21 protein-coding genes are annotated in these 20,869 nt (G+C 30.2%); 6 read left to right on the top strand and 15 right to left on the bottom strand.

The window, feature by feature from the left end; translation table 11 throughout:
- Positions 1-8 precede the first annotated feature (8 nt).
- On the bottom strand, positions 9-440 hold the full coding sequence (locus ACTQYZ_RS04835) for a MarR family winged helix-turn-helix transcriptional regulator (RefSeq protein ID WP_441023226.1): 432 nt from the start codon (positions 438-440) through the stop codon (positions 9-11).
- Between the two features lie 213 nt (positions 441-653).
- On the opposite strand from ACTQYZ_RS04835, the gene thiS reads away from it, so the two are divergent.
- Genes thiS through ACTQYZ_RS04860 form a run of 5 tightly spaced genes read left to right on the top strand, consistent with a single transcriptional unit; the run spans position 654 to position 4,017 of the window.
- The gene (gene thiS / locus ACTQYZ_RS04840) at positions 654-848 is read left to right on the top strand and encodes a sulfur carrier protein ThiS (RefSeq protein ID WP_329383367.1); all 195 of its coding nucleotides are present in this window, start codon (positions 654-656) and stop codon (positions 846-848) included.
- Positions 848-1,489: a sulfur carrier protein ThiS adenylyltransferase ThiF gene (thiF, locus tag ACTQYZ_RS04845; protein WP_441023228.1), complete on the top strand. Its 642-nt coding sequence runs from the start codon at positions 848-850 to the stop codon at positions 1,487-1,489. Before thiS ends, thiF begins: the two co-directional genes overlap by 1 nt.
- Before the next feature lie 12 nt (positions 1,490-1,501).
- Entirely contained in the window at positions 1,502-2,278 is a 777-nt protein-coding gene (locus tag ACTQYZ_RS04850) for a thiazole synthase (RefSeq protein ID WP_329383373.1), read from the top strand.
- Between the two features lie 10 nt (positions 2,279-2,288).
- Positions 2,289-3,464 carry a 2-iminoacetate synthase ThiH gene (gene thiH / locus ACTQYZ_RS04855; RefSeq protein ID WP_441023230.1) on the top strand — a complete coding sequence of 392 codons (1,176 nt, stop codon included), beginning with the start codon at positions 2,289-2,291 and terminating at the stop codon, positions 3,462-3,464.
- Complete coding sequence (locus ACTQYZ_RS04860; RefSeq protein ID WP_441416130.1) at positions 3,448-4,017, top strand: thiamine phosphate synthase; 570 nt, start codon at positions 3,448-3,450, stop codon at positions 4,015-4,017. The genes thiH and ACTQYZ_RS04860 overlap by 17 nt, the downstream gene beginning before the upstream one ends.
- 24 nt (positions 4,018-4,041) lie before the next feature.
- Here ACTQYZ_RS04860 and ACTQYZ_RS04865 read toward each other — a convergent pair whose 3' ends face one another.
- From ACTQYZ_RS04865 to nadA, 4 genes are read right to left on the bottom strand one after another with little or no spacing between them, the layout of a single operon-like run.
- Positions 4,042-4,560 carry a transcription repressor NadR gene (locus tag ACTQYZ_RS04865; protein WP_253230182.1) on the bottom strand — a complete coding sequence of 173 codons (519 nt, stop codon included), beginning with the start codon at positions 4,558-4,560 and terminating at the stop codon, positions 4,042-4,044.
- An 11-nt stretch (positions 4,561-4,571) separates the two neighbouring features.
- The gene (gene nadC, locus ACTQYZ_RS04870; protein ID WP_441023236.1) at positions 4,572-5,426 is read right to left on the bottom strand and encodes a carboxylating nicotinate-nucleotide diphosphorylase; all 855 of its coding nucleotides are present in this window, start codon (positions 5,424-5,426) and stop codon (positions 4,572-4,574) included.
- The gene (locus ACTQYZ_RS04875; protein WP_441416131.1) at positions 5,410-6,699 is read right to left on the bottom strand and encodes an L-aspartate oxidase; all 1,290 of its coding nucleotides are present in this window, start codon (positions 6,697-6,699) and stop codon (positions 5,410-5,412) included. The genes nadC and ACTQYZ_RS04875 overlap by 17 nt, the downstream gene beginning before the upstream one ends.
- Positions 6,700-6,709: 10 nt before the next feature.
- The gene (nadA, locus tag ACTQYZ_RS04880; RefSeq protein WP_441023240.1) at positions 6,710-7,621 is read right to left on the bottom strand and encodes a quinolinate synthase NadA; all 912 of its coding nucleotides are present in this window, start codon (positions 7,619-7,621) and stop codon (positions 6,710-6,712) included.
- Between the two features lie 190 nt (positions 7,622-7,811).
- Between nadA and ACTQYZ_RS04885 the strand changes: the two genes are divergently transcribed.
- Positions 7,812-8,669, top strand: a complete 858-nt coding sequence (locus ACTQYZ_RS04885) for a putative manganese transporter (RefSeq protein WP_329383393.1) — start codon at positions 7,812-7,814, stop codon at positions 8,667-8,669.
- Positions 8,670-8,779: 110 nt separating this feature from the next.
- Here the strand turns inward: ACTQYZ_RS04885 and ACTQYZ_RS04890 are convergent, their stop codons facing one another.
- From ACTQYZ_RS04890 to ACTQYZ_RS04935, 10 genes are all read right to left on the bottom strand, one after another.
- A complete protein-coding gene (locus tag ACTQYZ_RS04890; RefSeq protein WP_441416132.1) occupies positions 8,780-9,484 on the bottom strand; it encodes a metallophosphoesterase in 705 nt (234 codons plus the stop codon).
- A gap of 131 nt (positions 9,485-9,615) precedes the next feature.
- Positions 9,616-11,229, bottom strand: a complete 1,614-nt coding sequence (gene groL, locus ACTQYZ_RS04895) for a chaperonin GroEL (protein WP_441416133.1) — start codon at positions 11,227-11,229, stop codon at positions 9,616-9,618.
- Positions 11,230-11,265: 36 nt separating this feature from the next.
- The gene (gene groES / locus ACTQYZ_RS04900; protein WP_138268192.1) at positions 11,266-11,550 is read right to left on the bottom strand and encodes a co-chaperone GroES; all 285 of its coding nucleotides are present in this window, start codon (positions 11,548-11,550) and stop codon (positions 11,266-11,268) included.
- A 201-nt stretch (positions 11,551-11,751) separates the two neighbouring features.
- A complete protein-coding gene (gene alr, locus ACTQYZ_RS04905) occupies positions 11,752-12,879 on the bottom strand; it encodes an alanine racemase (protein ID WP_441023248.1) in 1,128 nt (375 codons plus the stop codon).
- Between the two features lie 274 nt (positions 12,880-13,153).
- Complete coding sequence (tsaD, locus tag ACTQYZ_RS04910) at positions 13,154-14,158, bottom strand: tRNA (adenosine(37)-N6)-threonylcarbamoyltransferase complex transferase subunit TsaD (RefSeq protein ID WP_441416134.1); 1,005 nt, start codon at positions 14,156-14,158, stop codon at positions 13,154-13,156.
- Positions 14,151-15,551, bottom strand: a complete 1,401-nt coding sequence (locus tag ACTQYZ_RS04915; protein WP_441023252.1) for a hypothetical protein — start codon at positions 15,549-15,551, stop codon at positions 14,151-14,153. The genes tsaD and ACTQYZ_RS04915 overlap by 8 nt, the downstream gene beginning before the upstream one ends.
- A 15-nt stretch (positions 15,552-15,566) precedes the next feature.
- Positions 15,567-16,010 carry a ribosomal protein S18-alanine N-acetyltransferase gene (gene rimI / locus ACTQYZ_RS04920; protein ID WP_138268196.1) on the bottom strand — a complete coding sequence of 148 codons (444 nt, stop codon included), beginning with the start codon at positions 16,008-16,010 and terminating at the stop codon, positions 15,567-15,569.
- Positions 16,011-16,012: 2 nt separating this feature from the next.
- Complete coding sequence (gene tsaB, locus ACTQYZ_RS04925) at positions 16,013-16,720, bottom strand: tRNA (adenosine(37)-N6)-threonylcarbamoyltransferase complex dimerization subunit type 1 TsaB (protein ID WP_441023254.1); 708 nt, start codon at positions 16,718-16,720, stop codon at positions 16,013-16,015.
- Positions 16,713-17,180, bottom strand: coding sequence for a tRNA (adenosine(37)-N6)-threonylcarbamoyltransferase complex ATPase subunit type 1 TsaE (gene tsaE, locus ACTQYZ_RS04930; protein WP_441023256.1), 468 nt, complete (start codon positions 17,178-17,180; stop codon positions 16,713-16,715). Before tsaE ends, tsaB begins: the two co-directional genes overlap by 8 nt.
- A gap of 124 nt (positions 17,181-17,304) precedes the next feature.
- Positions 17,305-20,730: a pyruvate carboxylase gene (locus ACTQYZ_RS04935; RefSeq protein ID WP_441023258.1), complete on the bottom strand. Its 3,426-nt coding sequence runs from the start codon at positions 20,728-20,730 to the stop codon at positions 17,305-17,307.
- Between the last annotated feature and the right edge of the window lie 139 nt (positions 20,731-20,869).

Raw genomic sequence — 20,869 nt, forward strand, 5'->3', positions numbered from 1 at the left:
CCTGTCATTTATAATTTATATATAATATTTTCACATAAAATTTTAAGAAGCCTTTCTAGCTCAGATATTTCTTCATCTGATAATAAACTTTTTATATGCTCTTCTATTGCATTTTTTTTCGCATACATTTTTTCTTCTGAATCTGTTACTTTTTTTGTAAGAATAATATTTCTTTTCCTTTTATCCTTTTCACTTCTTTTAATTATAATTAAATCTTTTGATTGTAGTCTTTTTAATATACCTATTACTGTTGGATGAGAGAGGTTAAAATGTTTTTCAATATCCTTTTGATATATTTCTTCATTTTTTCTTTCACATAAAAACTGTAAAATTTCCATTTGAGAAAAAGTTAAATCTAATTCTTTAAGTTCATTGTTTACATAAGATATTAGTGCGTCATTTATTCTTTTAAAATAAAATTCTAAGTTTTCTTCTTTCATAATCTTCCCTCTTTATATTATGTACCATGCTACACATTTTAATCTAATATTTATATAAAGTCAATAATTCTAAAGATTTCTAATGTAATTTTAATTGACAAACAAAATATAACTTAATATAATATATTTAGATTGTGATTACCACAAGAAGGGGTACACCACCACGGGTGTAGATTCTTCTTGTGGTATTTTTTTTACGAAAAAGGAGGAAATATGATAAAGATAAACGGTCAAGATACAAAATTCTCTGATATTTCTTTAAAAGAACTGCTGGAAAAGTGCAATTTTGATAGTGAAAAAGTAGCAGTGGAACTTAATGAAGAAATAATAAGCAAAAAAGATTTTGATAAGATCAAAATAAAAGACAATGACAAAATAGAAGTAGTAAGTTTTGTAGGAGGAGGCTGATGAATAAAGTACCTACAAAAGAAGAAATAAACCAAATAATAGACATAAGATTTTCAAATGAAATACATGAAAAATTAAAAAACGCAAAAGTCGCAGTGGCAGGACTTGGAGGACTTGGTTCAAATATAGCAATAATGCTTGCAAGAAGCGGAATAGAAAATATTCATATAGTCGATTTCGATAAAGTAGACTTAAGTAATTTAAACAGACAAAATTATTATATAAAACATCTTGGTATGAAAAAAACAAAAGCAACAATAGATATATTAAAAGAAGTAAATCCATACTTAAATATTAAAGCTGACGATATAAAGATAAACGAAACAAATGCAGCCGAAATATTTAAAGATGACGATATAATATGTGAAGCTTTTGACAATGCAAAAAATAAAGCTATGCTAATAACTGCTATTCTAAGTGAATATAAAGACAAAAAAATTATTTCAGGAAACGGTATGGCAGGATATGACAGTTCAAATCTCATAAAAACAACGAAAAAAATGAAAAACTTATATATTTGCGGTGATGAGAAAAGCGATATAAATAATGGTATCGGACTTATGGCACCAAGAGTAAACATATGTGCAGCACATCAAGCAAACATGGCAGTAAGACTTATTTTAGGAAAAAAAGAAGTGTAAAGGAGAAAAACAATGCAAAACAAAGAAGACAAACTTATAATCGGAGGAAAAGAATTTTCTTCAAGATTTATCCTAGGTTCAGGAAAATACGACTTAAACTTAATTGATGCGGCAATTAAATACGCCGACGCACAAATAATAACCCTTGCTTTAAGAAGAGCAAACACTGTAAAAGGAGAAAATATACTTGATTTTATTCCAAAAGGAGTAACTCTTCTACCAAACACATCAGGAGCAAGAAACGCAAAAGAAGCCGTAAGAATAGCAAAGCTTGCAAGAGAACTTGGATGTGGAGACTTTATTAAAATAGAAGTTATACATGAATCAAAATATCTTTTACCTGATAATTACGAAACAATAAAAGCAACGGAAGAATTAGCAAAAGAAGGATTTATTGTAATGCCTTATATGTATCCTGACTTAAACGCAGCAAGGGATATGGTAAATGCGGGAGCAGCTTGTGTAATGCCTCTTGCTTCTCCTATCGGTTCAAACAAAGGACTTTCAACAAAAGAATTCATAAAAGTACTTATAAACGAAATAGATGTTCCGGTAATAGTTGATGCAGGTCTTGGAAGACCAAGTGAAGCTTGTGAAGTAATGGAAATGGGAGCAGATGCCGTAATGGTAAATACTGCGGTAGCAACAGCAAAAGATATTCCTCTAATGGCAAAAGCATTTAAAGATGCAATAAATGCCGGCAGAAATGCTTATCTTGCAGGTCTTGGAAGGGTTATAGAAGACGGAGCAGTTTCATCTTCTCCACTAACAGGATTTTTAAGAGACTAAGGAGGCAAAAATGAAAAGCATCGAAGAAATGAGAAAAGTAAGTCATATGGAATATATGGAAGATATGGAACAAATACCTTCCGATATTATGGATAAAGTAATAAACGAAATAGAAAATACAAATTTTGATATATATACAAAAGAAGACGTAATAAGAGCTTTAAATAAAGACGAAAAATCCATAGAAGACTTTAAGGCTCTATTATCTCCAGCAGCTCTTCCTTTTCTTGAAGATATAGCAAAAGCTGCTACAAAAGAAACAAGAAAACATTTTGGGAACTCAATATATCTTTTTACTCCTCTTTATATATCAAATTACTGTGAAAACTATTGTATATACTGTGGATTTAACTGCTACAATAAAATTAAGAGAGCAAAACTTCCATATGAAGATATTGAAAAAGAAATGGAAGCAATAAGTAAAACAGGTATAGAAGAAATACTTATACTAACAGGCGAAAGCAGAAAAATGTCTGATGTTGAATACATAGGTAAAGCCTGCGAAATAGCAAAAAAATACTTTAAAAACGTAGGTATTGAAGTTTATCCTATGAATAGCGATGAATACAAATACTTACACGAACACGGTGCAGATTTTGTAACGGTATTCCAAGAAACATACAATTCAGATAAATATGAAACACTTCATTTAATGGGGCATAAAAGAATTTTCCCTTATAGATTTAATGCACAGGAAAGAGCCTTAATGGGTGGAATGAGAGGAGTTGCCTTTGCAGCATTGCTTGGTCTTGATGATTTTAGAAAAGACGCTCTTGCAACAGGACTTCATGCATACTATCTACAAAGAAAATATCCTCATGCAGAAATATCTTTCTCCTGTCCTAGACTTAGACCTATAATAAACAACGACAAAATAAATCCAAAAGACGTACACGAACCACAATTACTTCAAGTTATGTGTGCATATAGATTATTTATGCCTTTTGCAGGGCTAACTATCTCAACAAGAGAAAGAGCAGGTTTTAGAGATAATGTTCTTGGAATGTGTGCAACAAAAATATCAGCAGGAGTAAGTACGGGAGTTGGAAGTCATACTGATGAAGTAGAAGAAGAAGGAGACGACCAATTTGAAATCAGCGATTCTAGAACTCTTGATGAAGTTTTAGACGCAATTAAAAATAGAGGTCTTCAACCCGTAATGAATGATTATGTATACTTATCATGATTTAATCTGCATCACAAACAGACATTTATGCAATATAGATTTTTTACAAAGAATAGAACAAATATGTAAAAAAAATCCTAAAGCTATAGTTTTAAGGGAAAAAGACTTAAAAGAAGACGAATATAAAATACTTGCTATGGAAGTAATAAAAATATGTGATAAATACAGCACAGATATAATACTTCATAATTTCATTGATACAGCAATATCCTTAAATCAAAAGAAAATACATCTTCCTCTTTGGAAAGCAAAAGAGGAAAAAGAAAAGCTTAAATATTTTGATATTATTGGAATTTCAACACACAGCACTAAAGAAGCAATAGAAGCAAAAAAGTTTGGAGCAACATATATAACAGCAGGACATATTTTTGAAACGGACTGTAAAAAAGGTCTTAAAGGAAGAGGTCTTGACTTTTTAAAAGGAGTAACAGAATGTGTCGATATTCCTGTATATGCAATAGGCGGAATTAATAAGGAAAATATTGATACAGTTATTAATATGGGTGCAAAAGGTGCTTGCATAATGTCAGGATTTATGAAAGGCATGTTCTAAAATATATTATAAAAAAACAGCTGATTATTCAGCTGTTTTTTCTATTAAATAGTTCTTTTCTTTTAATGCATTTTCAACAAGATCCAATACTTCTTCGCTGTCACTTTCCACTGTATGGTAATGATAGTTTGAAGTAGTATTTTTAAGGGGCGCAGATTTACCTTTGTTTATTCCGTCAATAAAATTCATTACATCCCTTCTGGAAGAAACATCAAGTTTTGCTGTTAACTTTCCGTAAACTTTATGATTTACAAACACATCTAAAACTCTTGCTCCAAGGTCTACAATAGTATTAAGTTCATCTATTATTTCATCATCGCTGTGATAGACCTTAAAAACTCTTTTAAAAGTGTTTCCTCCGTTTATGATATAACCTCTGTGTGTAGAAATAATATCGTTATTTTCGGCTCTAAGGAGCGCTATATCCTGAACTATAACCTGTCTGCTGACATTTAGCTTTTTTGCTAACGCACTGCCTGAAACAGGTTCCATATTATATTTAATTATATTTAATATTTCTTTCCTTCTGGTTTTTGCATCCATTGTTTTTTCCTTTATAAAGCTCTCAAATTTTTCATAGACAAATCAAGAATTTTTGCCGAATGAGTAAGAGCACCACTTGAAATATAATCAACACCAATATCAGTTAAATTTTTTATATTTTCTTTTGTTACATTTCCAGAACATTCTGTTTCGGCTTTTCCCTTACACATCTTTACAGCTTCTATCATATCATTTTTTTCCATATTATCAAGCATTATTATATCGGCTCCAGCATCTAAGGCTTCCTTTAACATATCCAAATTTTCAACTTCAACTTCAATTTTTCTTACAAAAGGAGCATATTCTTTTGCCATAATAACAGCTTCTTTAACGCCGCCTGCAGCTGCAATGTGATTGTCTTTTAAAAGTATACCATCTGAAAGATTGTATCTATGGTTATATCCTCCCCCAACTTTAACAGAGTATTTTTCAAATATTCTCATATTCGGAGTTGTTTTTCTCGTATCTAAAAGTTTTGTTTTTGTTCCTTTAAGCATTGATGCGACTTTATTTGTATAAGTTGCAATACCGCTCATTCTTTGAAGATAATTAAGTGCTGTCCTCTCCCCTGAAAGAAGAACTCTTATATCTCCCGTAATTTTACCTATAAGTTGTTTATTCTTTACTTCTTGTCCGTCTTTTACATAAAATTCAACTTTTGTATCTTCATCTAAAAGTTCAAAAGTTCTTTTAAAAACATCAAGTCCGGCAATAATCCCGTCTTCTTTACATATAAGCTCAACTTCACCTTTTTTATATTCTTTCATTACGGCATTTGTAGTTATATCTTCACTTGTTATATCTTCTCTTAAAGCCTGCATGATGAGATTGTCCATATTTAATTTCATACTAATTTGCTCTTTCATGTTCTTTCTTGTTCCTTTCGACTTCTTTAAGCACCTTTTCTTTATATTGTTGTTTTAATGAAGTATAATCCTTGTAATTATCTAAATTGATATTTATATCAATTTTATTTAATTTTTCATCTTTTTCAGTTATTTCCTTTGCTGCTCTTTTGGCAAAAACCAAACTTTCAAGCAACGAATTACTTGCAAGTCTGTTCTTTCCATGAACTCCGTTACAGCTTGTTTCTCCGACTGCATATAAATGTTCCATAGAAGTTTTTGAATTATAATCCACCTTTATTCCTCCCATGAAATAATGCTGAGACGGAACAACAGGAATAGGCTCTTTTGTAACGTCATAACCTTCTTCAAGGCAATGTTTATATATATTAGGAAAATGTTTTTTTATTACCTCTTTATCTATCGGTTTCATTGATAGCCATACATAAGGCATATTATCCTTTTTCATTTGTTTTAAAATTTCTTTTGAAAGAAGATCTCTTGGTAAAAGTTCATTTGCAAATCTTTCCATGTTTTTATTTAAAAGAATTGCCCCTTCCCCTCTTACTGATTCGGAAATCAAAAATCTTCTTCCTTTCTTCTTAGAATAAAGAGTGGTTGGATGAATTTGAATATAATCAATATTCTTAAGTTCTATTCCCCTGTTAATTGCAATGGCTATTGCATCAGCTGTAATGTGAGGAAAATTTGTGGAGTTATCATAAAGCCCACCAATTCCTCCACAAGCAAACACAGTATAATCTGCATTTATAAGAAAAACTTCATTTTCTTCATTTCTTGCTACAATACCATAACATATATTATCTTTTGAAATAACATCAACCATTGTAACATGTTCCATTATTGTTATGTTTTCTCTTTTTTCTGCTTCTAAAAGCAGCTTAGATGTAATTTCTTTTCCCGTTGTGTCTTCATGAAATAATATTCTTTTGGAAGAATGAGCACCTTCTCTTGTATATATATAATGATTACCTTCTCTTGCAAAATCTACATTATATTTTTCCAAATCTTTTAATATATCAATAGAAGATCTTATCATTATATCAACGGACTTTTTATCATTTTCATAGTGTCCGGCTTTCATTGTATCTTCAAAATAATTATCATAATCATCTTCACTTTTTAAAACACACATTCCGCCTTGTGCCAAAAAAGAATCGCTGTTTTTTGCATCATCTTTAGTTATTATAATTATATTTTTTTCTTTAGGTAAATTAAGTGCGGCAAAAAGTCCTGCCGCACCTGTACCCACAATCACTATATCTGTTTTCATTATCTCTTCCTTATTTCCCAAGTTCAAGCATTTTTTCCAAAGGTAAATATGCTTCCTTCATTAAATTTTCATCTAGTACTACTTCACCACTGCCATTTTCAAGACAGTTAAGTATTTTATCAAGAGTAATTTTTTTCATATCAGGACAAATTTGTTCACATGAAATAGTATAGAATTTTTTATCTTTATTCTTTTCTTTTAACTCATATAAAACACCGGTTTCTGTTACTACAATAAATTCATTACATGAAGAATTTGTGGCATAATCAATAATACCGGCTGTACTGCCTATGTAATCAGCAAGTTTTAATACATCTTTTGTACATTCAGGATGAACCAAAACTTCAGCATTTTCATGAAGCTCTTTTGCCTTTAATAAACTTTCTTTATCCATTTTTTTATGTATAGGACAATATCCGTCATTTAAAATAATGTTTTTATCTTTTACTTTTTCTGATACATATCTTCCTAGATTTTCATCAGGAATAAAGAAAATATTTTTATTTGACAAACTTTCAACAATTTTTAATGCATTTGAAGATGTTACGCATACATCAGAGTGTGATTTTAATTTTGCACTTGAGTTTACATAACATACAACTGCCAAATCATCGTATTCCTTTTTCATTTGTTCTATTTTTTCTACACTTGCCATATGTGCCATTGGACAATCTGCACTTTCATCAGGCATTAAAACTTTTTTATTTGGATTAAGTATCTTTGCACTCTCTCCCATAAAAGATACTCCGCAGAATACTATTATTTCTTCTTTTATTTTTGTTGCTACCTTTGCAAGATAAAATGAATCTCCAACATAATCTGATATTTTTTGTATTTCATCATCCACATAATAATGCGCCAATATAACTGCATTTTTTTCTTTTTTTAATTTCTCGATTTTACTAATAACTGTATCTCCCATTTTATACTCCTTAATTGACTTGTCACATATTATAGCACCAAACTTTACATATGACAAGACAGTTGTAAATAATATTAAAAATACTTTATTACTATTAGAAAAAAACAATTTTTATTATATAATTATGGTAGACTTTTTATGTTAATATATGTTACCATAAACTAACATAATACAATTTAAGGAGAGTTACATGCTATTACATTCTTTGGAACATGCTTTTACCGACAGCATTAAAATATTTCCGTTCTTACTTATTACATATATAATACTTGAATTTATTGAACATAAAACAGAAGATAAATTTAATAAGATAATTGAAAAAGCTGGTATATTCGGTCCAATTGTAGGGGCTGTGCTTGGAGCAATACCACAATGCGGGTTTTCAACCGCTGCATCAAATTTTTATGCAGGAAGAATAATTTCTCTTGGTACCTTAATTGCAATCTTTTTATCAACATCAGATGAAATGCTTCCTATAATGATTGCAAGTGCTGCTCCTATTTCTTTAATACTTAAGATAATTTTTTCAAAAGTAGTAATCGGAATATTTTTTGGTTTAATAATAGATATATTACTTAGAAAATCAGACATAGATCATAAAGTTAATATGGGACACAGCGACAACCATATGCATGATGATTGCAAAGAAGAAGAAAGTTTTTTGTTTTCTGCAATTAAACACACTATAAATATTTTTATTTTCATATTTATATTTACATTTGTACTAAATATTTTTATTGAATTTATTGGAGAAGAAAATCTTTCAAACATTATTTTAAATAAACCTATAATAGGTTCATTAATTGCCGGTATTGTAGGACTTATACCTAACTGTGCAGGTTCAGTAATAATAACAAATTTATATTTAAGTGGAGGACTCGGCTTTGGAGCCATGATGTCAGGACTACTGGTAAGTGCAGGAGTTGGTCTTTTGGTTTTATTTAAGGTTAACAAGGACAGAAAAGAAAACATTAAAATTCTTATTCTTCTCTATCTAATAGGTTCACTTTGTGGAATAATAATTGATTTATTTTCAAACTTTATATAAAAAAAGGTATATCAAACTGATATACCTTTTTATTTTTATAGTGTAAATATAAATTTATGTGTTATTGCAACTTCAGTAAAAAACAAAAGAAAGAGCTAAAAGAATATATATTAATCGCTGTAGAATTCTTCTTGTGTTTCTATGCAATATGCCGCCAACTTTCCTCCATATACACAACCGCAATCTATGGCAATATGCCCATTTTGTTTGTATATATGAGGTTTTCTGTCATCATTAATTAACATAGTCGGAGTATGTCCGCTTATAAAAAAAGTATTTTCATCTTCAAGATATCTTTTTGAATAGTCACTTCTTCCTTCTATATAATCAAATATTTCATATTCACCGATTTCTTTATCTTTATCAAAATTTTCAAGTCCGGCATGAGTAAGAATATAATGTTTATTGTCATGATATATTTCTTCATATAAACTTGCATTTTCTATATAATCAGCCAATGCTATCTTTTCTTCTTTACTCATCTTTTTAAATTCATTCATTGTTATTTCCCCGCCGCTTTTGCTCCATACAAAATATAAATCAATATCGGCAGAAGATAAATTTTTCTTATCTTTATCTTTTAAATCATTGTCAAATTTTTTTATCATTTCATAAAAAAGAAAATCATGATTTCCTAAAAGATAAACAACATTTTTCCTATTCATTATATCTTTAAATACATACATTGGTTTTGATCCTCTGTCCACTACATCACCTAAAATATATAATGTATCTTTGTCTTTCAAGTTTATTTTATTAATTAAATCCATGTACTCATCATAACAACCATGTATATCACTTATTATATATCTCATAAAAACCCTCTGATTTTATTTTATATAGTAATTTTATCATAAAATATAAATTTATAATGTTTTATAATATTAATTTTTTTTAATAAAAAAACACCCTTAATAAAGGGTGTTTTAATTTCGTTAATCTTAAATTACATCATTGGAGGTGTCATTTGAGGAGCATTGTCTTCTGATTTAATATCAGCAACACTAGCTTCTGTTGTAAGGAACATAGCACTTACACTTGCAGCATTTTGCATAGCTGATCTTGTTACTTTAGTTGGGTCTACGATACCTGCTTCAACCATGTCTTTGTATTCAAAGTTAAATGCATCGTAACCTTTACCTTTTTCTTCATTTAATAATTTATCAACTACTACGCTACCTTCAACACCGGCATTGTAAGCAATTTGTCTAAGTGGAGCTTCAACAGCTTTTCTGATAATTGCAGCACCTGTTTTTTCATCTCCTTCTAGAGAGTTTACAAGTTCGTCTAATGCTGGAATTGTAGAAATCATTGCACTACCACCACCAGGAACGATACCTTCTTCTACAGCTGCTCTTGTAGCATTAAGAGCATCTTCGATTCTGTATTTCTTTTCTTTCATTTCTGTTTCTGTTGCAGCACCTACTTGAATTACTGCTACACCGCCAGAAAGTTTAGCAAGTCTTTCTTGTAATTTTTCTTTGTCATATTCTGAAGTTGTTTCAGGAATTTGAGCTTTAATTTGGTTTCTTCTGTCTTCGATTTTTTCTGGATCACCGTGACCTTCAACGATGATTGTGTTTTCTTTGTCAACTCTGATTTGTGTTGCTCTACCAAGCATATCAAGAGTTGTAGATTTAAGATCCATACCTAAATCATCACTTATTACTGTACCACCTGTTAAAATTGCTAAATCATCAAGCATAGCTTTTCTTCTATCACCAAATCCAGGAGCTTTTACTGCTACACAGTTAATTACACCTCTAAGTTTATTTACGATTAATGTAGAAAGAGCTTCGCCTTCGATATCATCAGCAATGATAAGTAAGTTACCTGCAGCTTGTTGTAATTCTGTTAATAAAGGTAAGATTTCTTGCATATTAGTGATTTTTTTATCTGTTAATAAGATGTATGGTTTGTCATATACACATTCCATTTTTTCTACATCTGTTGCCATGTATGCTGATAAATAACCTCTGTCAAATTGCATACCTTCTGTGAATTCAAGTTCAACTTTCATTGACTTTCCTTCTTCGATTGTAATAACACCGTCATTACCAACTTTTTCCATAGCTTCTGAAATAAGTTCACCTACTGTTTCATCAGCTGAAGAAATTGCTGCTACTTGAGCAATAGCTTTTTTACCTTCAACAGGTTTAGAAATTTTCTTAAGTTCTTCAACGAATTTATCTACTGCTTTTTCGATACCTTTTTTAAGTACCATTGGGTTTGCTCCTGCTGCAACGTTTTTAAGACCTTCGTTAATGATTGATTGTGCAAGAACAGTTGCTGTTGTTGTACCATCTCCTGCTGCGTCATTTGTGTTTGTTGCAACTTCTTTTACAAGTTGTGCACCCATGTTTTCAAAGTTATCTTCAAGTTCAATTTCTCTTGCAATTGTTACACCATCATTTGTAATGATTGGAGAACCAAAGCTTTTACCAAGAACAACATTTCTTCCTCTTGGTCCTAATGTTACTTTAACTGTATCAGCTAATTTATCAACTCCGGCTTTTAAACCTTCTCTTGCTTCAATTCCGTATTTAATTTCTTTTGCCATTTTATATCACCTTTCCTTATCTACTAATTATTAAAATTATTTAACAATAGCTAAAATATCGTTTTGTCTTAAAATAAGATATTCTTCGCCTTCTAATTTTACTTCTGAGCCTGCATATTTTGAATAAATAACAGTATCGCCTTCTTTTACATCTAAAGCAACTTTTTTACCGTCTACGATTTCGCCTGTACCAACAGCGATTACTTCACCCATAACAGGTTTTTCTTTTGCTGTATCAGGTAAAATGATACCTGTTGCTGTTTTATTTTCTTCTTCTTTTACTTTTATTACGACTTTGTCGCCAAGTGGTTGTAATTTCATGATTAACTCACGCCTCCTAAAATATATTTTATATTAGTTATAATCAATCTCGTTAGCACTCCTCTTTCCTGAGTGCTAATAGTATTTTAGCACACTTATATATATTGTCAATAGTATTTATGAAAAAAATTAATTATCTTTTAAAATTTTTCTCTAATTTCATGTTAAAGATAATTATGTTAAATAAAAAGAACCGAGAAATTAAAATTCTCTCGGCTCTGAATTTAAAATATATTCTCTTTTTACTCTTTTATTTATACAACATAAAAGCTCATATGGAATTGTTTCACATATTTTAGCTAAATCTGAAACGCTTATATTTTCTCCGAATATTTCAACGCTGTCTCCTATGTTTATGTCTGTATCCATAGGAATTTCAAGCATTGTCATATCCATACAAACATTTCCTATCACATTACATTCATATTTGCCATTAACAAGCACCTTCCCTTTATTGGAAAGCTTTCTGTTATATCCGTCTGCATACCCTACACACATTACGGCAACTCTTGTTTTTTTATCAGCTGTAAAAGTTCTTCCATAACCTATGGTTTCTCCTTTTTCCACTGTAAAAATATTGCTTATGCTTGTGTGGAAAGACATAACAGGTTTATATGGATTAACCTCGGGTTTAATCTCTGAAGGATAAATTCCATAAAGAACAATACCAGCTCTTACACCGTCAAGATAATATTCATCTAAATCTGTTATTGCGGCAGAATTTGCTATGTGTTTTATCTTTATGTCAAAACCATATTCTTTAGCTTTATTTATTGCATATTCAAATATTTCATATTGCATTTTGCTATAAGTTTTATCAACTTCATCACTTGTTGCAAAATGAGAAAATATCCCTTCAAATTCAAGATTTTTAAGCTCCTTTAAAACGGCAAAAGCACTGTCAATTTCATGCTTTTTAAATCCAAGTCTGTTCATGCCTGTATTAATTTTAATATGTACTCTTGCTTTTGTATTGTTTTTTAAAGCTTCTTCATTTAATTTCTTTGCAAAATCAAGATTGTATATTGCAGGAATAATATTATTTTCTAAAATTTTATTAATCTTTCTATCCGGAACATAACCAAGGATTAATATATCACTGTCAATACCATACTCTCTTAGACACATAGCTTCATACACACTTGAAACAGCAAATAAATCAGCTCCTTCTTCCATTAGAACTTTTGCACATATTTCTGCACCGTGTCCATATGCATCAGCTTTAATTACAGGTATTACCTTTTTATCTCCAACTTTATTTTTTATTACTCTGTAATTATTAATTAAATTATCTAAATTTATCTTTACACCCGTTTGAAATCTTTCCATTTTCAAATTACTCCATAATATTCATTTTTTGATAAAATTTTACAAAATATAATGAATTTGTTATCTTTTCTACAAATTTATACACATATCAACAGACTTATCCACAGTTTTCCACAATTATTCACATTTAAAAGTACTTATTTTAAGGGATTTTGTCTATTTTATACACATGAATTATCAACAATTTTATTATATTTTACATTGATGATGTTTAAAAATCCACAAAAAATGTTGATAATTTTTATTACATTTTTATTAACTTATTAATTGTATATTACAATTTTAAGTCAGGATTTGCATTTAAAATCAGACTGTCTTTTTTGTTATTTATATAATTAAAATATCCACTGCATCCAATCATTGCAGCATTGTCCGTACAATAAACTTTATCCGGAATAAATAATTCTATGCCTTCTTCTTCGCATCGTTTTTTTAGTTCATTTCTTAGCATATCGTTACAAAGAACACCACCACCAACACAAAGAGTTTTCATGTTTTCTTTTTTCAGTGCTAACATTGTTTTATTTACTATTGTATCTACAACACATCTGTTAAAACTTGCACAAACATTATCTATGTTAATCTCTTTATTTTTCATTTTCTTGCTGTTTAAATAGTTAAGTACTGCACTTTTTAGTCCGCTAAAACTAAAATCAAGATTATCCTTACCCATCATAACAATAGGAAAATCAATGCTGTGTTCATCTCCTTCTTTTGCATGCTTATCTATTTGAACTCCTCCCGGATAAGAAAGTCCAAGACTTCTTGCAACCTTATCAAATGCTTCTCCTGCAGCATCATCTTTAGTAGAACCAAGAAGTTCAAAATCAGTATAGCTATTAACCTTTGTTATATTTGTATGTCCTCCGCTTGCCGTTAAACATACAAAAGGAGGTTTTGCCCCCATAAGAAAACTTGCGCTTATATGTCCTGCCATATGGTTTACACCAACTAAGTCTTTATTTAAACTAAAAGCAAGAGCTTTTGCATAAGATAAACCTATAAGCAAAGCTCCAACAAGCCCTGGTCCTGTGGTAACACTTATAAAATCAATATCATCAAAAGTTACACCTGCATCTGATAGTGCTTTATCTACAACACTTGAAATCTTCATTAAATGATTTCTAGATGCAATTTCAGGAACAACCCCTCCGTAAACTTTATGAATATCAATTTGTGTGTGAATTACGTTTGACCTAACTTTTATACCGTCTTCAACAACTGCAACACTTGTTTCGTCACAGGAAGTTTCAATCGCTAAAGTTAAAATACTACTCATCTTCTTTATCCTCTTTTTTATTTATATCTTCAGTTTCTTCTTGTTTTTCATTATCATCATTTTCTTTTAGAGTTTCTTCTCTTTTTATCATTGCTTCTTCAAATTTTCTGCTTTTCATTTGTTCAAATTTTTGTTTAGTTCTGATTATATCTTCTCTGCTGTCATTAATACTCATTAGTGTTATATATTCTGTCTTTTCCCTTTTCATTTGGAAACGCAAATATAGTGAAACAAGCATTACAATGCTTCCTATTCCTATTAAATTAAATACAAATATAATAAGTGAACTTAATATACCTATAGACAAAAATTCCAATGCAAGCAGAATAAATACACCAGTAAGCATTTTACTAGATAATTTTTGACCTTTTACAAAAAGTCCGCCAATAACAAGAGCAGTTGGAATAGTTGCAATATAAGTTAAGTTAAAATATAAACTTAACAAATGAAGCGCAACAGGAATGCCGACAACTGTCATTATTAATATAAACATAAGAGGAGTTATTACAAGCATTGTAAGAGCCCCCATGCTTAAACATTTTAAAATATTTCTTCTTGCAAATATCTCTACTTTTAAAGCACTTATAGGGAATAATTTTATAAGAATTAAGCCTATGATTAAAATTGTTATCTTGCTTAAATTATTATAGTATCCAAGGAAATCTGCAAGCACACTGCTATCAGAAGTCGTAATGCTTTGAGGAATATTAAGACCTAAATCTTTTTTTTCTACTCCTCCTTTTATTTTACTTTCTTTTGTCTTAACTATAGGATTTTCACTTTCGTATATAAGTTTACCTTCTATCTCAGCTTCTTTTCCTATTACAAGTTCATTACATCCAACCTTAACATCACCATTTATTTTACTGTTAATTGTTATGCTATCCCCAACAATAAAAACATCTCCGTTAACAGTTCCTTTTAAAAGAACATCATCCACAAATACATTTACATCTTCTTTTATAAATGTCTTTTCGTTTGTAATTAATTTATCTCCATATACAATTAAATCACCGTTTATTGTAGCATTATTTAGATATAAATTATTATAAAAACCTATTAAATCTTTATTGATTGTACCTGTAGAATTAAATTCAGGTGAAAATGATATAACACTTCCATCAATGTATCCCTTATTTTCCATATTGTTTGTAAGTGCTATTACATTGTCGTTTATCTTTCCTTCATTTACTATATTTGTATAAACTCCCATAAAAATGGATTTATCATATGTATCTTTTTTATTTAATGAAAAAAAGGTTCCTGTTGTATTTGTTTTTATTTCTTCTGTCCCATCAGTTTTTGATGCAGCAAGAATAAATGAAGGCACCATACAAAGCACCAATATAATTAATATAAAAATATTTATCTTATTCTTAAATTTTTTTGTCATTATATCTCCCCAAAATTATTCTTCAAATCGCCACATTATATAAGCATCTTCATGATTGTCCGCATAATAATTTTTTCTTTTTCCGTAAATTTTAAATCCAGCACTTTCATATAAATTTATTGCAGGCTCATTAGATTCCCTAACTTCCAAAGTCATTTCGTTAATGCCTTTTTTCAATGCGTGCTTTATAAGGATAAGTAAAAGGTCCTTTCCATACCCTTTTCCTCTTCTGTTTTCCTTTATACCCATTGTCGTAATATGCCCTTGACCGACAATATCCTGATAACCTCCAAAAGCTATAAGCTCATCTTTATCATAAAAAACTATATAATAACTTTTATCGTTTATAAGCTCTGAAAAAATAGAATTATCAGACCATGGATTTGCAAAACATCCTTTTTCAAATTCAATTATATCTTCAATATCGGTAATCACCGCTTCTCTTACCAAAATACTCATATTTACACTCTATTCTTTTCTAATCTTTGTTCTTCAGCTGCAGAAGGTCTTATATAATTCGGCAAGAAATTGTCATAACGGTAAATATTTTTATTTTCCTTTAAATGTTCTTTTGCTACTATCGCAACCCCGCTTGCCTTTGGAAGATAATTATAAGTAGTGGCAAATATAGCTTTATCTTTAAGTTTTTCCTTAATTTTATCTTTATATTTTAGTATTCCGTCTCCAGCAAATAAAACCCTATCGAAGTCTTCTGCCTTTGAAATAACCTCTTCAATATTTTTTATTCCATCTTCATATTGAGCTGATAATTTAGAATCTTTTTCAATAAACATATTAAAATAAGTATCATTTCTTTGTGCATCAAAAATAACAAAAATAACATCATTTAGTCCTTTTACATTGTTTGCACAAGCTTCCAAAGAGGAAACAGAAATAATAGGCTTATTTTTTGTTTGAGAAAATGCCTTAACTGTAGCTGCCGCTATTCTAAGTCCCGTAAAAGACCCAGGACCATTGCCTACAGCAAAATAATCAATATCATCAATAGTAAGTCTTACGTCTTCAAGAAGATGTTTTATCATAGGAAGAAGTTTTTCAGAATGTTTAAGTTTATACGCAGTATATTCCTCCCCAAGTATTCTATCATCTTCCAAAACGGCAACGCTTGCCGCAACCGTTGAAGTATCTATTGCAAGTATTCTACACATACATTTCCTCCAATTTATCTATAATATCTTTAGACTCTTCATCTAAAGCTTTTATATTTATATTTCTTTCATTAAAATCATTTGTTGATTTTTCTATATTTACAATAATACCGCTGTTATCAAGTTCATCCATTATCATGTCTGCCCACTCAATTATCATTTTATTTTTTTTATAAATATCATAAAATCCTATATAATCAAGTTCGCTTATATCTTCAATTCTATAAGCATCCATATGATAAAGAACGTTATTTCCATCTTTATATTCGTTTATTATGGTATAAGTTGGAGAAGAAAATTCTGATATTAATCCAAGACTCTGGGCGATCCCTTTACTAAGCTGAGTTTTACCGCTTGCCATTTCTCCAATCAAATAAACAATCGTATTATCCTTTAAAAGTTTCCCTATATTTTCTCCAAGTTTCGTAGTTTCAATATCATTTTTTGTTACTAAATTCATAAACTTTTCCTATTCTATTTTAAACTTAAAGTATATTATATCAAAAAATAATATATTAATAAATATATAACGTATATTTCATAAATAAAAAAGAAGCGGTTAACCGCTTCTTTAAATTGATATTTTATTCAAATTCTATTAATAATTGACCGGCTTTTACATTGTCAAGTTCTTGAACCAATACGTCTTTTATTACTCCGTCACATGGAGCAACAACTTCAGTTTCCATCTTCATTGCTTCGACAACACATACAGATTGGTTTTTCTTAACTTCTTCACTGATTCCAACATTTACTTTAATTACAGAACCAGGAATTGGAGAACCTATGTGTTTTTCATTTTTAGGATCAGCCATTTCAATTATTTTATCAGTTGTTTGATTAACCACAAAGTTTGGATCATTTACATATAAAACTCTTCTGAAGCCGTCAACTTCATAAACCATTCTTCTTGTTCCGTCAGGATGAGTATTACCGATTCTTACAAGTTTAATTACATGGCTCTTACCTTCTCCAAAGAATATTTCTGTTTCTTCACCTTTTGCAAGACCTGTAAAGAAAGCATCTGAAGGCATATAAGTTAAATCACCATAATCTTCTTTGAATTTTAGATAATCTTTATAAACTTTCTTATAAAGCGCTGCAGAAAGAACTTGTTTTTCATTTAATTCCATACCGAATTCTTCTCTAAATTCTTCTCTTATCTTATCGAAGTCTTCATCAGGAAGAAGTTCACCTGGACGTTTTGTAATATATTCTGCACCTTTAAGAACAACTTCTCTTAATTTTTCATCAAAGCCCCATTCAGGTTGACCAATCATTCCTTTAAAGAAATCTACAACACTGTCTGGGAATGCTAAGTCTTTTCCTTTTTCATAGATATTTTCTTTATCTAAATCATTTTGTAGCATAAAGATTGCAAAGTCACCTACAACTTTTGATGTTGGAGTTACTTTGATTATATCACCAAGAAGTTCATTTGCTTGTTTATATTTTTCAAGAACATCTGTAAATCTATGTCCAAGTCCGAAACTTTCAACTTGAGATTTAAGGTTACTGTATTGTCCTCCAGGAACTTCATATTTATAAATTTGAGTTGTTCCTGTTTTTAAGCCTGATTCAAATCCTGTATAGTATTTTCTTGCTTTTTCATAGTAGTCACTTACGATTTGAATTTCATCTAAATTAATATTACTTTGTCTTGGAGTATATTCAAGACCTGCAACTATTGCTTCAAGAGAAGGTTGTGATGTAGTTCCACTCATTGAAGAAAGAGCACCTTCTACAATATCTACTCCTGCTGCACTTGCCATTAACATACTTGAAACACCGTTTCCGGCAGTATCATGAGTATGGAAATGAATTGGAATATTTACTTCATCTTTTAATGCTTTTGCAAGTTTCATTGCTGCAGCAGGTTTTAATAAGCCTGACATATCCTTAATTGCAAGAATATGCGCACCCATTGCTTCAACTTCTTTTGCTTTTTTAATGTAGTAATCCAATGTATATTTAGTTTTATTTTTATCTAATATATCCCCAGAATAACAAATCGCAACTTCTGCAACTTTTCCAAGTTTTAATACTTCTTCAACAGAAGGTTTAATTTGATCTAACCAGTTAAGAGCATCAAACACTCTAAATACATCAACACCGCTTTTTGCACTTTGTTTGATAAATTCTTTAATTACATTATCAGGATAGTTTTTATATCCTACAGCATTTGAACCTCTAAGAAGCATTTGGAATAAGATATTTGGTATCATTTCTCTTAAGAGTTCTAGTCTTGCCCATGGGGATTCTTTTAAGAAACGATAAGATGTATCAAATGTTGCCCCACCCCATACTTCAAGAGCATAAACATCTTTTTCATAGCGGCTTACGCTTTCTGCTATTTTCAAGAAATCAACGGTTCTCATTCTTGTTGCAAATAAAGATTGTTGCGCATCACGCATAGTTGTATCCATGAATAAAAGTTGTTTTTGATCTTTTATCCATTTTACAAGTCCGTCAGGACCTTGTTCATCAAGAATTTGTTTTGTTCCTCTAAGAGCAGGCATGTCTTTAAATCTAGGAACTTCTATTTTTGGTATAATTTCTTTATTTTGATTATCATGTTTTAATGTTGTTTCAGATAAATATGTAAGAACTTTTGCAAGTTGATCGTCAAATTTTTCGATGTTGAAAAGTTCAGGATGATCTTCAATAAAGTTTGTATTACATATTCCTTTTTTAAAGTCAGGATGTTTTAAAACATTGATAAGGAAATCTTTGTTTGTTGAAACACCTTCAATTTCGTGTTCCTTTAAAGTTCTTATCATTTTCTTTCTTGCTTTGTCAAAGTCTCTTGCATATGTTGTTGTTTTAACAAGAAGACTGTCAAAGTAAGGTGTTATTTCAGAACCGGCAAAACCATTACCACCGTCAAGTCTTACCCCTGGACCTGCACCTGTTTTGTATATTGTGATTTTACCTGTATCAGGCATAAAGTTATTTAATACATTTTCTGTTGTAACCCTACATTCAATTGCCGCACCACTCATTTTTATATCATCTTGAGATTGAATGTTTATTTCTTCATCAGTAAGTTTATATCCTTCGGCAATTAAAATTTGAGCTTGAACCAAGTCTACGTTTGTTACAAGTTCTGTAACAGTATGTTCAACTTGGATTCTTGGGTTAACTTCCATAAAGTAGTGTTTTTCATTTTCATCAACCAAGAATTCAACTGTACCTGCATTTGTATATCCAACGTGTTTTGCAAGGTTTACTGATTCTTCACAAATTGCTCTTCTTGTCTCTTCACTGATTGATTGTGAAGGTGAAAATTCAATAATTTTTTGATGTCTTCTTTGAATAGAACAATCCCTTTCAAAAAGATGAACGATATGACCGTATTCATCGGCTAAGATTTGAGCTTCAACATGTCTTGGAGAACGAACATATTTTTCAATAAAAACTTCTCCATTGTTAAAAGCTTTTTTTGCTTCTCTTACGGCAGATTCAAATTGACCTTTTAAATCTTCTTCCCTTTCACAAACTCTCATGCCTCTTCCACCGCCGCCAGCACTGGCTTTTATTATAACAGGGTATCCGATTTTTGCACTAATGTCTTTTGCTTCTTCAACCGTATCTACTTTTATACCATCAAGAACACTAACTCCGGCTTCTATCGCTGCATTTTTGGCATTAACTTTATTTCCAAGAAGTTCGATAACTTTTGAATTTGGACCGATAAATTTAATACCGGCCTTTTCACATTCTGCCGCAAATTCAGGATTTTCTGATAAAAATCCATATCCTGGATGTATTGCATCAATATTTTTAGCCTTTGCAAGTTCAATTATTGCTTCTATGTTTAAATAGGCGTCCGTTGGTGAATTAGTACCTTTAATTAAATAAGCCTCATCTGCTTTACTTCTAAAAAGTGATAATTTGTCTTCTTCGCAGTAAATACAAATAGCTTTCATTCCAAGTTCTTGTACCGCTCTTATGATTCTAATTGCAATTTCACCACGGTTTGCGATTAAAACTCTTTTAAAATTTTTCATCATGCCCTCCTCTTTCCATATATTCTAAATATTATACTAAATTTTCTTAATTTTTAAAAGACTTTTTATACCATTATTATAAAAAAATATATATTTATTAATTTTTTGTAATATTTATGCATAAATTATCTAAATTATA

The organism is Anaerofustis sp. LCP19S3_F7, from assembly GCF_052119445.1.
Lineage (GTDB): Bacteria > Bacillota > Clostridia > Eubacteriales > Anaerofustaceae > Anaerofustis > Anaerofustis butyriciformans.